Annotated in this window: 16 protein-coding genes; 9 read left to right on the top strand and 7 right to left on the bottom strand. The window is 73.6% G+C overall.

Annotated elements, in window-relative coordinates; all coding sequences use genetic code 11:
* Positions 1 to 38: 38 nt before the first annotated feature.
* Positions 39 to 863: a helix-turn-helix domain-containing protein gene (locus ACFU5F_RS20585; RefSeq protein WP_383889095.1), complete on the bottom strand. Its 825-nt coding sequence runs from the start codon at positions 861 to 863 to the stop codon at positions 39 to 41.
* A 347-nt stretch (positions 864 to 1,210) separates the two neighbouring features.
* Between ACFU5F_RS20585 and ACFU5F_RS20580 the strand changes: the two genes are divergently transcribed.
* Entirely contained in the window at positions 1,211 to 1,705 is a 495-nt protein-coding gene (locus tag ACFU5F_RS20580) for an ATP-binding protein (RefSeq protein ID WP_383889092.1), read from the top strand.
* 81 nt (positions 1,706 to 1,786) lie between these two features.
* Here the strand turns inward: ACFU5F_RS20580 and ACFU5F_RS20575 are convergent, their stop codons facing one another.
* The 5 genes from ACFU5F_RS20575 to rpmG form a co-directional block, all read right to left on the bottom strand.
* Positions 1,787 to 2,053 (bottom strand): DUF397 domain-containing protein, encoded by a 267-nt coding sequence (locus ACFU5F_RS20575; RefSeq protein WP_013001698.1) that lies wholly within the window; start codon positions 2,051 to 2,053, stop codon positions 1,787 to 1,789.
* Between the two features lie 481 nt (positions 2,054 to 2,534).
* Entirely contained in the window at positions 2,535 to 2,768 is a 234-nt protein-coding gene (gene rpsR, locus ACFU5F_RS20570) for a 30S ribosomal protein S18 (RefSeq protein ID WP_275456794.1), read from the bottom strand.
* 5 nt (positions 2,769 to 2,773) lie between these two features.
* Positions 2,774 to 4,012, bottom strand: coding sequence for a CobW family GTP-binding protein (locus ACFU5F_RS20565; protein WP_383889088.1), 1,239 nt, complete (start codon positions 4,010 to 4,012; stop codon positions 2,774 to 2,776).
* Between the two features lie 5 nt (positions 4,013 to 4,017).
* Positions 4,018 to 4,275: a type B 50S ribosomal protein L31 gene (locus tag ACFU5F_RS20560; RefSeq protein WP_013001701.1), complete on the bottom strand. Its 258-nt coding sequence runs from the start codon at positions 4,273 to 4,275 to the stop codon at positions 4,018 to 4,020.
* Positions 4,276 to 4,281: 6 nt separating this feature from the next.
* Positions 4,282 to 4,446, bottom strand: a complete 165-nt coding sequence (gene rpmG, locus ACFU5F_RS20555; protein WP_005475851.1) for a 50S ribosomal protein L33 — start codon at positions 4,444 to 4,446, stop codon at positions 4,282 to 4,284.
* 61 nt (positions 4,447 to 4,507) lie between these two features.
* On the opposite strand from rpmG, the gene rpmB reads away from it, so the two are divergent.
* From rpmB to ACFU5F_RS20535, 4 genes are all read left to right on the top strand, one after another.
* Positions 4,508 to 4,744, top strand: coding sequence for a 50S ribosomal protein L28 (gene rpmB, locus ACFU5F_RS20550; protein WP_037702498.1), 237 nt, complete (start codon positions 4,508 to 4,510; stop codon positions 4,742 to 4,744).
* A complete protein-coding gene (rpsN, locus tag ACFU5F_RS20545; protein ID WP_383889083.1) occupies positions 4,744 to 5,049 on the top strand; it encodes a 30S ribosomal protein S14 in 306 nt (101 codons plus the stop codon). Before rpmB ends, rpsN begins: the two co-directional genes overlap by 1 nt.
* A 255-nt stretch (positions 5,050 to 5,304) precedes the next feature.
* Positions 5,305 to 5,838 carry a hypothetical protein gene (locus tag ACFU5F_RS20540; protein ID WP_383889081.1) on the top strand — a complete coding sequence of 178 codons (534 nt, stop codon included), beginning with the start codon at positions 5,305 to 5,307 and terminating at the stop codon, positions 5,836 to 5,838.
* Positions 5,839 to 6,009: 171 nt separating this feature from the next.
* Positions 6,010 to 6,579 carry a DUF4232 domain-containing protein gene (locus tag ACFU5F_RS20535; RefSeq protein WP_383889078.1) on the top strand — a complete coding sequence of 190 codons (570 nt, stop codon included), beginning with the start codon at positions 6,010 to 6,012 and terminating at the stop codon, positions 6,577 to 6,579.
* Positions 6,580 to 6,652: 73 nt separating this feature from the next.
* Here the strand turns inward: ACFU5F_RS20535 and ACFU5F_RS20530 are convergent, their stop codons facing one another.
* Positions 6,653 to 7,846, bottom strand: coding sequence for a DUF2786 domain-containing protein (locus ACFU5F_RS20530; protein WP_383889075.1), 1,194 nt, complete (start codon positions 7,844 to 7,846; stop codon positions 6,653 to 6,655).
* Positions 7,847 to 7,950: 104 nt separating this feature from the next.
* Here ACFU5F_RS20530 and ACFU5F_RS20525 point away from each other — a divergent pair, with 104 nt between their 5' ends.
* The 4 genes from ACFU5F_RS20525 to ACFU5F_RS20510 all read left to right on the top strand — a co-directional run bounded on the left by ACFU5F_RS20525 (position 7,951) and on the right by ACFU5F_RS20510 (position 13,842).
* The gene (locus ACFU5F_RS20525) at positions 7,951 to 8,781 is read left to right on the top strand and encodes an ABC transporter ATP-binding protein (RefSeq protein WP_383889073.1); all 831 of its coding nucleotides are present in this window, start codon (positions 7,951 to 7,953) and stop codon (positions 8,779 to 8,781) included.
* The gene (locus ACFU5F_RS20520; RefSeq protein WP_383889070.1) at positions 8,775 to 10,925 is read left to right on the top strand and encodes an FtsX-like permease family protein; all 2,151 of its coding nucleotides are present in this window, start codon (positions 8,775 to 8,777) and stop codon (positions 10,923 to 10,925) included. Before ACFU5F_RS20525 ends, ACFU5F_RS20520 begins: the two co-directional genes overlap by 7 nt.
* Before the next feature lie 394 nt (positions 10,926 to 11,319).
* Entirely contained in the window at positions 11,320 to 12,069 is a 750-nt protein-coding gene (locus ACFU5F_RS20515) for a Clp protease N-terminal domain-containing protein (protein ID WP_383889067.1), read from the top strand.
* A gap of 57 nt (positions 12,070 to 12,126) precedes the next feature.
* On the top strand, positions 12,127 to 13,842 hold the full coding sequence (locus tag ACFU5F_RS20510; protein WP_383889064.1) for a bifunctional 3'-5' exonuclease/DNA polymerase: 1,716 nt from the start codon (positions 12,127 to 12,129) through the stop codon (positions 13,840 to 13,842).
* Positions 13,843 to 13,900 lie beyond the last annotated feature (58 nt).

Raw genomic sequence — 13,900 nt, 5'->3', positions numbered from 1 at the left:
CGCAGCACGCCCGGCGGACGTGCGGCAGGGCCAGGCGCTCAGGAGAGCTGTAGCAGCCCCCGCAGCAGGTCCCGGCTCTCGGCCGTGGAGGGACAGTCGTCCTGGAGCTGGCCGATCGCCCGCTCGTAGTGGGCGATGTCCTCGCGCTTGTCCAGATAGAGGGCGCTGGTGAGCTGTTCGAGATAGACGACGTCGGTGAGGTCCGACTCGGGGAAGCTCAGCACGGTGAAGGCGCCGCTCTCGCCGGCGTGGCCGCCGAAGCGGAAGGGCATGACCTGGATCCGTACGTTCGGGCGCTCCGAGATCTCGATCAGATGCTGGAGCTGACCGCGCATCACTTCACCGCCGCCGTACGGCCGGCGCAGCGCCGCCTCGTCGAGGACGCAGTGGAACTCGGGGGCCCGCTCGGACACCAGGTACTTCTGGCGCTCCATGCGCAGGGCGACCCGCTTGTCGATCTCCGCCTCGCTCGCGCCCCGCATGCCCCGGGAGACGACCGCGTGGGCGTACGCCTCCGTCTGCAACAGGCCGTGCACGAACTGGACTTCGTAGCTGCGGATGAGGTGGGCCGCCGCTTCGAGGCCGACGTAGGTGGGGAACCAGCTGGGCAGGACGTCCGAGTAGCTGTGCCACCAGCCGGCGACGTTGGCTTCCTTCGCCAGGGAGAGCAGCGAGGTGCGCTCGGTCTCGTCGGTGACGCCGTAGAGGGTCAACAGGTCCTCCACGTCACGGGTCTTGAAGCTGACCCGGCCGAGTTCCATCCGGCTGATCTTCGACTCGGAGGAGCGGATCGAGTACCCGGCCTTCTCCCGGGTGATCCCCTGCGACTCGCGCAGCCGCCTGAGGTGCGAGCCCAGCAGCATCCGCCTCACCACCGACCCGCTCGATTCACCGGCGCCCACGTTCGTCCAGCCTCCCCAACTTCTTCAAGGGCCGCAGTCTGCCACTAAACCACTCCGATCCGCACTCGCCCGGTTACAGAAATGGAAAGTCTTCAACATCCGGGACGGACGGGACGCGGGAGGAGTACGAGCAGAGTGCCAGAAGAAATGTTGAGCAAGCGGTATGGGCAGGTCCAATTCGGGCGCGTGCACGTGCATCTGCCCTTGCATCTGCTGTACGCATCAGAAACCATGGTCCCGCGCCACCGCTGCATCGCAACGACCGCAGACACCCGGGAGTGCCTCGCATGGGGACGAATGGATCGACCATGCTCGAACCCTTACGGCAGGGACTTCCGCCACTCGATCCCGCGACCGTGTCGGACGCCGCGTCCTGCGCGCTGCCGCCGCGCTACGAAGCGGTCCGCGAGGCACGGCAGTTCACCCGCGGCACGCTCGGCCAGTGGCAGTTGGACGACCGCTTCGACGACGTCTGTCTCGTGGTCTCGGAACTCGTCACCAACGCCCTGCGGCACGGCCTGCCCTCCGGCGACGGGCCGCGCCCGGACCAGGACCCGCCCGTACGGCTGCACCTGATGCGCTGGACCGAGCGGCTGGTGTGCGCGGTGCGCGACCCCAGTCACGACAGTCCCGTCGCGGGCGACTCCGAGGACTTCGCGGCGGAGTCGGGGCGCGGGCTGTTCCTGGTCGACTCGTTCGCGGACAGCTGGGGCTGGCACCCGCTCGGCGGCGCGCTCAACGGCAAGGTGGTGTGGGCGCTGTTCCAGGTGCCGCCGGCACCGGGCCCGCACTCCGCCCATTGAGAACCGCGGCGCTTTTCGGCGCCGCGGTTCTACGCGTGTCACATCGGCGGCTTCCGTCACTCCCCCGCCATCGGGCGGGGGTTACCCGACCAGATGGTCGAACTCGCCGTCCTTGACGCCCAGCAGCATCGCCTCGATCTCGGCGCGCGTATAGACGAGCGCCGGGCCGTCGGGGAAGCGGGAGTTGCGGACCGCCACCTCACCGCCGGGCAGCCGGGCGAACTCCACGCAGTTCCCCTGCGAGTTGCTGTGCCGGCTTTTCTGCCAGGCCACCGCGTGGAGCTGGGTCAGCTCCGTCGCGGCCATGCCGTTGTACACGTCATCCACGCCGTACACGTCGTGGTCCACAGGTCGCTCCCCGGGGTGGTGCAGTGGTGCGCTGATGCGCATTGGCACTGGTGTGGCCAGTGATTCCCGTGCTGCCGGTGATGCAGCGGTCAACTGCCCCGGATCATAGCTTCGTTCACGTGCCCCTGCATGAGCGAATGCACCTGCGTCTGCACGGGCAGATGCACGTGCACGAGATGTGATCCCGCAGTCACAGCACTGGGGCACTGGAGAGACGTATGTCGGGGCGGTCCTGTTCCATCGCCGGCTGGGGAGATTCGGTGTCGTCCTGGTTCGTGTCCCCCTGCCCCTCCCTACGGCGGGCGGGTCCCGGCGGTTCAGGGAGCGGGGCCGGTGCGGGCAGGATGGCGGGAAACGAGTGCCCCCGGGGAGGCCGTGGAGCCTCCCCGGGGGCCGGGTGGGGGTGATGGTTCGAGGGTGACGGGTGGCGCTCCGGCTGGGTACGGGACGCCAGGTGCCGGGGGTTCGCCGGTGACCGTCGTCAGCGGGAGGCGTACGGCAGGAGGGCCATCTCGCGGGCGTTCTTGATGGCACGGGCGAGCTGCCGTTGCTGCTGGGCGCTGACGCGGGTGACCCGGCGGCTGCGGATCTTGCCCCGGTCGGAGATGAAGCGCCGCAGCAGGTCGGTGTCCTTGTAGTCGATGTAGGTGATCTTCGCCTGGTCCAGCGGGTTGGGGCGGGACTTGGCGGGCTTGCGCTCCGGCTTGCGGGGCATGGCGGTCAGACCTCCAGGAAGGTGTCGAAGGGGCGCGGCAGCCGTTCCCAGGCGGCGCGGCCTGCGGCGTACTCGGTGTCGGTGAGCAGGCAGGACTCCAGGAGCTGTTCGAGTCCGTCGCGGTCCAGGCCCGGGGAGGTGAAGACGAGGTGCTGGCAGCGGTCGCCGTGCTCCGGATGCCAGTCGAGGGCGGCGGCGGCCCGGCGGACCGGGGGGACCAGGTCCCAGGCGGCGTCCGGCAGCGAGGCGAGCCAGGGGCCGGCCGTCTCCACGCACAGGGCGCCGCCGGCCGCGTCCCAGTGCAGCAGGGTGTCGGGGCGCTCGGCCAGCCAGAACCTGCCGCGGCTGCGGGCGGCCGCGCAGCAGAGGTCCTCCAGTGCCGCGTACAGCCGCTCGGGATGGAAGGGGCGGTGGCGGCGCCAGACGAGGGTGGTGACGCCGTGCTCGTCGGCGTCCGTGGGGAGGAGGGCGCAGGCGGGGTGCTGGGCGGCGGCGGCCGCGTCCACGTCGAAGCCGGCGAACGCTGCCGCGAGCAGGGAGCCGGGGGGCGCCATGGGGGTGATGGTGCGTTCCGGTGTGCGGGTGCGTCGTGGCTGGTCGCGCAGTTCCCCGTGCCCCTCAAAGCCGGGGGGCGCCCCCTGACTTCGGATGGGCACCCGCTGGGCCGTCGGGTGGAGCTGGGCGAGGAGGGCGCGGTCCTCTTCGTCCGCCTCCTGCGAGTCGAGTACGGCCAGGACCGGGGCGTATTCGAGCTGGCGGGCGAAGGTGTCGGCGACCGTGCGCTGGTCGGTGGAGGCCGCGGCGAGGCCCGCCTCGGCGAGGTCGTCGCCGTTGCCCAGGTAGGGCAGGAGGAGGGCGGGGTCGACGGCCGTGATCACGGAGGTGAGGTGCAGGCCGCCGGCGGCGATGACCTCCGCCATGGCCTTCGGCTCCACCGAGTCCCAGAGTTCGACCACGGCCAGGCGGGTCAGGCCCGCGTCGGCCAGGCGCTCCAGTTCGGGGACGAGGTCCTCGCGCAGGGCGCAGCAGGCGCAGTCGTTGACGAGCCGGGTCTCTCCGGTGGAGACGACACCCCCGGCGTCCCGGACGGTCCGGACGACCTTGGCGTCCGGACCGTCGGCGGCGGTGGAGAGGTCGTGGTGCAGCGCGACGCTGCCCGGGACCCCGGCGAGCAGCGCCTCGACGGCGGCCCGCCGGGCGTCGGCGTGCAGCCCGCCGACGATCGCGACAGACAGCTGGTACACGTCGGTCAGCCCCGCTTCTTTCCGGTGCCGTACCGCTTCTCGAACTTCTCCACGCGGCCCGCCGTGTCCAGCACGCGCGCGGTGCCCGTGTAGAAGGGGTGGCTGACGTTCGAGATCTCGACGTCGACCACGGGGTAGGTGTTGCCGTCCTCCCACTCGATCGTCTTCCCGCTCGTCATCGTCGAGCGGGTGAGGAAGGTGTGGTTCGCGGCGCGGTCCCGGAAGACGACGGGTCCGTACGGGGGGTGGATGTCCTTCTTCATCGTCGGTCAGCGCTCCTCTCGGAAGTCGACGTGGCGGCCGGCCCTCGGGTCGAACTTGCGCAGCGTCAGCCGGTCCGGGTCGTTCCGGCGGTTCTTGCGGGTGACGTAGGTGTATCCGGTGCCGGCCGTGGACCGGAGTTTGACGACCGGGCGGAGTTCGTTGCGTGCCATGCTGGTATGTTACTGAAAATGAATTCCATTTGCACTGCCTGATCGAGAGAGGTGCGTCACCTTGTCCGCCCACTGCATGCTGACCGGAGCCCAGCCCGGCTTCGGCAACCGCATCTCGCACTCCCACCGGCGTACGTCCCGCCGCTTCGACCCGAACATCCAGTCCAAGCGGTACTGGCTGCCGAGCGAGAACCGCCACGTGCGGCTCCGGCTGAGCACCAAGGGGATCAAGACCGTGGACGTCATCGGCGTCGAGGCCGCGGTCGCGCGGATCCGCGCGCGGGGGGTGCGGGTCTGATGGCGAAGAAGAGCAAGATCGCGAAGAACGACAAGCGGCGGGAGATCGTCGCGCGGTACGCCGTGCGGCGGGCCGAGCTGAAGGAGGTCCTCCGGCGGCCGTCCAGCACGGACGCCGAGCGCGACGCCGCCCGCCGGGAACTGGCCGCCCAGCCCCGCGACGCGAGCGCGACCCGCGTCCGCAACCGGGACCAGGTCGACGGCCGGCCCCGGGGCTACTTCCGCACGTTCGGCCTGTCCCGGGTGAGTCTGCGGGAACAGGCACACGCGGGGTTCCTGCCGGGGGTGCGGAAGTCGTCCTGGTAGGGAGTTCGGCGCCCCCCGGGGGATGGCGCTCGGCAGCACCCGGGGGCGCGGGGGCTCGGCTCACCGGGGGGCAAGGGCGCGGCGCCCGGGGTTCTGGCGAGCGCCGGGCAGTGCACAGGATGGGTGCCGGATGCGGTGGGGTCAGGCCGTCGTCCGGGTTCTCGCTGCTGGTAGCTTGCCGCTGGCGGTGCGGCGAACGGGGCCGGCCACGGCTTTGGGAGATCTCCAGTGACTACGGCGACTACGGCAAGGCCCGTGAGCAGGGCGTCCTCCGCTCGTCGGCGCGTGCGCGTCGCGGCCGCGGCGGCCGGGCTCTCGGCCGCCCTCGTACTGACCGGGTGCAGCGGTGGCGGCGGCGACTCCGACGCCAAGGAGCCGTCGGCCGCCCCGAAGGCGAGCGACAGCGCGGACGGCGGCGGTTCCACGGACTCCCCCGGCGTCGCGACCGAACTGCAGGGCAACTGGCTGGCCACGACCGACGGCAAGGCGGTCGCCCTGTTCGTCAACGGCGACGAGGTCGCCGTCTTCGTGGGCACCTCGGTGTGCAGCGGCAAGGTCGCCGACGAGGCGGACATGCAGATGATCAGCCTCAAGTGCCAGGACGGCAGCGACGCCCGCACCGAGGGCATGGTGGACAAGGTCGGCTCCAAGTCCCTCACCATCACCTGGGAGGGCGAGGTCGGCCAGGAGAAGTTCCAGAAGGCCGCGGGGTCCCTGCCCTCGGGGTTGCCGACGGACCTGCCCACCGGCCTCCCCGGCGATCTGCCCACGGCGAGCGCCGGATCGTAGATCAGGTCGTAGATCAGGTCGTAGATCGGATCGCGATCGGGCCCGCGGTGGGGGCGGGATCGTAGATCATGTGAGGAACGGGCCGCGGAGCCGCCGGGTTTCGGGGCCCGTTGGTCCTCTCATGTCGTCACCGGCTGTGCTGCGACAGCCACGAACACCACCGGGAACTCCATGCGCACCGCTTCGACCGCCATCGCCGCCGCCCTCCTCGCGGCCCTCACGCTGACCGCCTGCGGCGGGAGCGACGGAGGCGACGGAGGTGGCGGCGGACAGGACGGCAAGACCGGTGCCGCCACTCCCGAGAGCGCGAAGGGGGGCGCGTGCACGGCCGCGCAGGCCGGTTTCGCGCTCGGCCCGAGCAGTGCCGCGCCCGCCGCCGGTGACGAGGGCGGCGTACCGGTCACCGTCACCAACAAGGGAGACTCCGCCTGCACGCTGAAGGGCCTCGCGGGGGTCGACCTGTTCGCCGGGGACAAGTCCTGGGCGCTCAAGCCGCAGGAGGGCGCGTCCCAGGACACCGAGGTGAAGCTGGAGGGAGGTCAGTCGATGACCTTCACCATCACGTACGTGCGCGGGGTCGCCGGGGACGCGGAGAAGAGTGCCGAGGTGGACACGGTGAAGCTGACCCTCCCCGGAGACAGCAAGATCAGCAGCTTCAAGTGGCCGGACCCGGAGGTCGCGGTCAAGTCGGAGAGCACGCTGGAGGCGACGGTGGGGCCGTTCCTGCCGGCGGGCGACTGACCGGCCCGGGGAGTGCGCCACCGCGTGCGTCATCGCGCCCGCCACCGCGTAGGCGACCGCGTACGCCATCCCGTCAGGACGGCAGCCGGGGCCGCGCCCTGACCTGGGCGCGGTCGGCGGCCTCCGCACCCTGCTGCCAGCCGGCCAGGTCGCTGACGCCCCGGACGCGCGTGGTGACCGTGTCCGGGAACATCCGGCCGACCTGCTCGCGGACGGCGACGTCGCGCGCGGCGAGGACGGGCAGCAGGTCCTGTTCCGGGGCGCCCGCCCCGTGCGCGCCCCCGCCCCCGGCCTCCGCCTCGGCCACCTGGGCCTCGGCGACCTCCGCCAGCCGGTCCCCTATGCGGTGCGCGTAGGCGGCCAGGAACGACTGCCGGAAGGTCTTGGTCCGCTTGCGGCCGGACCTGCGCTGGGCCGCCTCCGCCTTCGTCATCGCGGTGGTGGCCTGGACGAGGAGCGAGGTGTGGAGCAGTTCGACCACCTCCAGATCGGCCTCGAATCCCACGACGGTGGAGAAGCCGAGGGCTTCGTTCCAGACGGCCTCACAGCGGTTGGCGCGCGCCACCGCGTCGAGGAGCACGGCCTTGGCCGTCTCATACGGAGGTTCGACGCCGATCCGGCACGCGCCGGGGGTGTCCTTGCTGTGCGCGCGAGCGGCCAGCAGCGCCTCGTCGATGCTGTGCCGCGCCATCAGTTCCTGCGCCTTCGCGCTGAGCGCCTCCGCCTCCTCCGGGAACCCCGTCGCCTCCGCCTTGGCGAGCAACGCGCGGATACGGCCGAGCATGCGCGATTCGGGGTGGGGCGAGTTCTGGGCGCCGCCGGGTGCCTGCGGGCCGTCCAGGGGTTCGAGCGTGGGCAGCCGCAGGAGGAGGCGGTACAGCTCCAGGGCCGTGGTGGCGTACGAGAAGCGGTCCGCGCGGGCCGGGTGGGCGGTCAGTTCCCTGATCTCGTCGAGCTGGGCGGCCCAGCGGGGGCCGGGTGAGCGCCGTTTCGCCTGTCCCTGGTCCTCTTCGTGCTCCTCGACGACCAGCCGCGCGACGAGCGTGACGTGCTCGTCCTCCAGCTCGCGCCGAACGAACCGTACGACGTCGGCGGGCTGCCAGCCGCGCCGCCAGGCCCCGGCGACGAACTCCCTTCCACGCCGGGCCAGTTCCCCGTCGGCCGCGGGGTCGGCGGCGAGCAGGGAGGCGCCGGTGTCGAGGGCGGTGTCGGTGTCGGCGTAGAGGGCCGCCTCGAAGGCGCGGTCCACCGTACTGGTCGTACTCACGTGTTCGATCGTGTCACGAGGTGCCCGGGGGTAGGGCCGGCCCTACCCCCGGGACGCCCTCCAGTGGTCGTGTGCGGGCGGGGCGCGGACGGTTGGCTTGGAGCATGACCACGACAGATACAGCACGAGCGGCAGGGATGGCGGCGGAGGCGGCCCGGGGGGCGGGGGCGGCGGGGGCCGCCGCCGTACGCGTACGGGGCCTACGGCGGTCGTACGGGGAGGTCGCCGCCCTCGACGGGGTGGATCTCGATTTCGGGGCCGGGACCTTCACGGCCGTCATGGGGCCGTCGGGGTCGGGGAAGTCGACGCTCCTGCAGTGCGCGGCGGGGCTGGACCGGCCCTCCGGCGGGACGGTACGGGTCGACGGGGTGGAGCTGGCCGGGCTGAGCGAGCGGCGGCTGACGTTGCTGCGCCGGGAGCGGATCGGGTTCGTGTTCCAGGCGTTCAACCTGCTCCCCTCGCTCACTGCCGCGCAGAACGTGGCCCTGCCGCTGCGGCTCGCCGGGCGGCGGCCCGCGCGGGGGGCGGTGCGCGAGGCGCTGGCCCGGGTGGGGCTGGCCGAACGGGCAGGACACCGGCCGGCCCAGCTGTCCGGCGGGCAGCAGCAGCGGGTCGCGTTGGCCCGGGCCCTGATCACCCGCCCGGCGGTCCTCTTCGGCGACGAGCCCACCGGGGCGCTCGACACCACGACCAGCCGTGAAGTGCTCTGTCTGTTGCGGGAGTTGGTGGACCGGGAGGGCCAGACCACGGTCATGGTGACGCACGATCCGGTGGCCGCCTCGTACGCGGACCGGGTGGTGTTCCTGGTGGACGGGCGGGTGAGCGGGGAGCTGGCCCGACCCTCGGTGGAGGCGGTGGCGGCACGGATGGCGGGCCTGGAGCGGCAGGCCGGCGGCGCCACGGCCGGGACGGTGGCCGGGGGTGTGACGTGCTGACGCTGTCGTCGTTGCGTACGCGGTGGGCCGCGCTCCTCGGCTCGTTCGTCGCCGTGGCGCTGGGGGTCGGGGTGATGACCGCCATGGGGCTCGGGCTCGCGGCGACGCTCGACCCGCCCGCGCGTACGCCGGAGCGTTTCGGTTTCGCGCCGGTCGTGGTGGCGGGCCAGGACAGACTGACCGTCGAGGTGCGGCGGGGGCCGGGGACGGCCCGGGTGTCACAGAAGCTGGCGTATCCACACCCTGTGGACAAACTCTTGGTGGCGGAGCTGCGCGCGCTGGGGCAGGTGACGACGGACGCGGCCGGGCGGGGCCCGGCCGGGCCCGACGCGGTCGGGGTGGACGCGCCCGTCGGTGAGGTGCGGGCGCTGGTCGGGGACCGGGCGCGGGTGCTGACGGGTGACGCGCGGCGGCAGGTGGATCCCTCCTACGAGCGGGACGCGCAGGCGCTGGTCGCCGTGAACTCGCTGCTCGGCACGGCGGGCGGGGTCACGACCTTCGTGTCGGTGTTCGTGACGGCGTCGACGTTCGCCTTCGTGGTCGCCCTGCGGAGGCGGGAGTTCGGACTGCTGCGGATGGCGGGCGCGACTCCCGGGCAGGTGCGGCGGATGCTGCTCGGCGAGGCTCTGGCGGTCGGCCTCATGGCGTCGAGCGCCGGGTGTGCGCTGGGGGCGTGGGGGGCGCCCGTGCTGGTACGGGAACTGGTGGACGGCGGGATCGCGCCGACGTGGTTCGCGGTGCCGGACGCGGTGGTGTGGCCGTACCACGTGGCGTTCTGGACCGGGGTGTCGGTGGCGCTCGCGGGGGCCTGGGCGGCCGCGCGGCGGGCCGGACGGATCGGGCCGGTGGAGGCGTTGCGCGAGGCGTCCGTGGACACCGGGGTGCTGCCGCTGTCACGCCGGGTGATCGGCGCCGCCCTGCTCGCGGGCGGACTGGGACTGCTGGCCTGGAAGGTGGGGACCGACCCCGCCGACCTGCTGAAACGCAAGACGTACACCACGCAGCCGATGCTCCTGGTGACGGCGGCGGCCGCGCTCGCACCGCTGCTCGTGCGGCCCGTCGTACGGCTGGTGGGCGCGGGGCTGCCCGGGGCGACCGGGCTGCTGATCCGGGAGAACGCGGCCACCTCGGTGCGTCGCACCGCCGCCGTGGCCGCGCCGGTGCTGGTGACCGTGGCACTGGCCGGGTCGCTGCTGGGGGCCGCGGGCACGGTGACGGAGGCGAAGGGGGCGGAGGCTCGGGCGCGGACCCGGGCGGACTTCGTGGTGACGGGTGAGGGCCTGCCGGCAGGCGTCGGGAAGGTCCCCGGGGCGACCGTGGCCGGGTCGGCCGCGACCGCCGTGTACACGGTGGAGGAGCGGAGCGCGCTGGTGCGCTCCGAGGCGCGGGCGGTGACGGACGTGCCGGCCTTCGCGGCGGTGTCGCGGCTGCCGGTGGTCGCCGGTGACGTGCGCGATCTCGACGACCGGTCGATCGTCGTGAACGAGGAGTGGGAGCGGCACGGGGTGGGGGACCGGGTGCGGGTGTGGCTCGGGGACGGGCGTCCCGTACGGCTGCGCATCGTGGCGGTGCTCGCGCGGGGCACCGGGGACAACGGCGCGTACGTGACGGCCGCGAACGCCGGCGGGGCCCTCGTGGACCGGGTCGAGGCGCGGGTGGACGGCGGGGCGGACCGGGCGGGGGTCGCCGCGGCGCTGGAGAGGACGACGGCCGGGACCGGCGCGACCGTGCGGCCGGCCGGGGAGTGGCTCGCGGCGAACCGTCCCGGCACCAAGGCGCACACCCGGCTCGGGTTCCTGGTGGTGCTGGGGATCGCGCTCGTGTACGCGGCGATCTCGCTGGCCGGGACGCTGCTGATGGCCACGTCGGCGCGGGGCGCGGAGCTGCGGTCGCTGCGGCTGGCCGGGGCCACGCGGGGGCAGGTGCGGGGGGTCGTGGTCGGCGAGGCGCTGGTCGCGGTCCTGGTGGGGGTGATGCTGGGCGCGGTGGTCACCGCGGTGAATCTGGCGGGCGTGACGGGCGCGCTGGGCATGCTGTCGGCGCCGGTGGGGGTGGCGGTGCCGTGGGGGGTTGCGGGGGCGTGCGTGGGGGCGTGCGGGCTTGTGGCGGTGGTGGCGGCGGGCGGGGCGGTGGGGAGGCGGTGAGTCGGCGAGTCGGCGAGTCGGTGAGGGGTGGGGACGCCAGCCGGGAGGCCTGTGCCGGGGGGTGCCTGTGCGGGGGCGAGTGCGGGTGTGTGGGGGCTGGCCGCGCAGTTCCCCGCACCCCTGGAGGGGGCGGCTGCGGCCGGGCCATCGCTCATGGGTGGCCGGCGGTCAGGGCGCCGACGCCCATCGGGTGGCACTGGGCGTTCGACGTGCGGGTGCGGGGCGTGTGGAGGCTGGTCGCGCAGTTCCCCGCGCCCCTGGAGGGGCGCTCCCGGCCGGGGATTGTCCCAGCGCAACCGCTCGGCGGTGGACGTCGGCGGCCGGGTGCCGAGGACCATCCCTGCACTGTCAACTCAAGGTTGACAGTGCAGGAGTGTCAACCTAGGGTTGACGCATGACGACGAACCCGCGAGTCACCGCGTCCATCCGTCTCGACGAACTCATCGACGCCATCAAGAAGGTCCACCCGGAACCCCTCGACCAGCTCCAGGACGCGGTGATCGCCGCGGACCACCTCGGCGAGGTGGCCGACCATCTGATCGGGCACTTCGTGGACCAGGCCCGGCGCTCGGGCGCCTCCTGGACGGAGATCGGCCGGAGCATGGGGGTGACCCGGCAGGCCGCGCAGAAGCGGTTCGTGCCGAAGGCCGAGAACGATCTCGACGCCAGCCAGGGGTTCAGCCGCTTCACCCCGCGCGCCCGGAACGTGGTCACGGCCGCGCACAACGAGGGCAAGGCCGCCGGTGCCGTCGAGGGGCTGCCGGCCCACCTCGTCCTCGGCCTCCTCGCCGAGCCGGAGGCCCTCGCCGCCAAGGCGCTCGCCGCCCAGGGCGTCTCCCCCGAGGCCCTGCGGCAGGCCGCGACGGCCACCCTGCCGCCGGCCGCCCCCGAGGTGCCCGAACTCATCCCCTACGGCCCCGACGCCAAGAAGGTCCTCGAACTCACCTTCCGCGAGGCCCTCCGCCTCGGCCACAACTACATCGGCACCGAACACATCCTGCTCGCCCTGCTGGAGTTCGAGAACGGACAGGGCGTGCTGAGCGGCCTCGGGGTGACCAAGGAGGCCACGGAGGCGGACGTGACCGAGGCGCTGCGGTCGATCGTGCGGGAGCAGGCCCAGGAGCAGGGCCAGGGCGCGGAGTAGGGGCCGCCCGGCCGTACCTCGGCCGCGTTGTCAGACCCCCCTGTCACACTCGCACCCATGGCCGACAGGTGGGCGCTCGCTCCGGCCGAGGACGGTGGCGTGGAGGTCGCCCCCCTCGGGCCCGACGGGCTGCTCGCGGGGCCCGTGACGCGGGAGGCCGACCTGGCGGGAGCCGTGCGGCGGCGGGCGGACGTCGGGCGGTGGGTGTGGGGGTCCACCTCCGAGATCTATCCGCGGCTGCTGGCCGAGGGCGTCCGCGTGGAGCGGTGCTACGACGTCGAGGACGCCGAGTCCCTGCTGCTGGGGCACGAGGGCCGGCTCGGGGAGCCCCGCTCCGCGGCCGCCGCGCTCGCCCGCCTCCGGCACGCCCCCGTTCCGCCGGACCCGCCCCTGCGCTCGGCCGGCACCGGCGCCCAGCCGTCCCTCTTCGAGCCCCGGCCGGTCCACGTCCCGCTCGCCGACCTCGTCGAGGTGTACGCCGACCAGCAGCGCCGGCACGACGCCTGCGCCCACCCGGACCGGATGCGGCTGCTGACCGCCGCCGAGTCGGCCGGGATGCTCGTCGCAGCCGAGATGAACCGGGCCGGACTGCCGTGGCGGGCCGACGCGCACCGCGAGGTGCTGCGCGAACTGCTCGGCGAGAGGTACGCGGGCGGGGGCGAACCGCGGCGCCTCGCCGAGCTGGCCGAGGAGGTGTCCAGCGCCTTCGGGCGGCGCGTGCGGCCCGATCTGCCCGCCGACGTCGTCAAGGCCTTCGCGCAGGCGGGGATGCGGGTGAAGTCCACCCGCCGCTGGGAGATCGAGAGCGTCGACCACCCCGCCGTGAAGCCCCTCCTGGAGTACAAGCGGCTCTACCGGATCTGGGTCGCCCACGGCTGGTCCTGGCTGCAGGACTGGGTCCGGGACGGACGGTTCCGCCCCGAGTTCCTCGCGCACGGCACCGTCACGGGGCGCTGGGTCACCAACGGCGGGGGCGCCCTGCAGATCCCGAAGGTGATCCGCCGCGCCTGTGTCGCCGACCCCGGCTGGCGGCTCGTCGTCGCCGACGCCGACCAGATGGAACCCCGGGTGCTGGCCGCCATCTCCCGCGACCCCGGCCTCATGGAGGTCGCCGGACGCCCCGGCGACCTCTACCAGGCCGTCTCCGACCGCGCCTTCTCCGGCGACCGCGCGCAGGCCAAGCTCGCCGTGCTGGGCGCCGTGTACGGGCAGACGTCCGGGGACGGCCTCAAGAACCTCGCCGCGCTCCGCCGCCGCTTCCCCCGCGCGGTGCGGTACGTCGACGACGCGGCCCGCGCGGGCGAGGAGGGCCGCCTCGTACGGACCTGGCTCGGGCGTACGTGCCCGCCGGCGGCCGGCGACTCCGACGCGGCGGGCGAGGAGGCGGGGATCCCCCAGGCCGACGAGGGCCTCGCCTCCCCGGAGCAGGGCCGGGGGCACGGGCAGGAGACCGAGTGGGTGCCCGGGTACGCCTCCACCGACTCCCGCGCCCGGGGCCGCTTCGCCCGCAACTTCGTCGTCCAGGGCAGCGCCGCCGACTGGACCCTGCTCCTCCTCGCCGCCCTCCGCCGCACCCTCGACGGGATGGCCGCCGAGCTGGTCTTCTTCCAGCACGACGAGGTGATCGTGCACTGTCCGGCCGCGGAGGCGGACGCGGTCGTGGCGGCGATCCGGGAGGCGTCGGAGCTGTCGGGGCGGCTGGCGTTCGGGCAGACGCCGGTGCGGTTCCCGTTCACCACGGCGGTGGTGGAGTGTTACGCGGACGCGAAGTGAGCGTGTGGGGCGGCGCCGTTCGTCCGGTGCCGTTCGGCGGCGCCCTTCGTCCGGCGCC

The sequence above is a fragment of the Streptomyces sp. NPDC057438 genome, from assembly GCF_042802995.1.
Taxonomy (GTDB): Bacteria; Actinomycetota; Actinomycetes; order Streptomycetales; family Streptomycetaceae; genus Streptomyces.
Note: the sequence above shows the minus strand (reverse complement) of the source record. Positions and strands in the feature narration are given on the sequence as shown.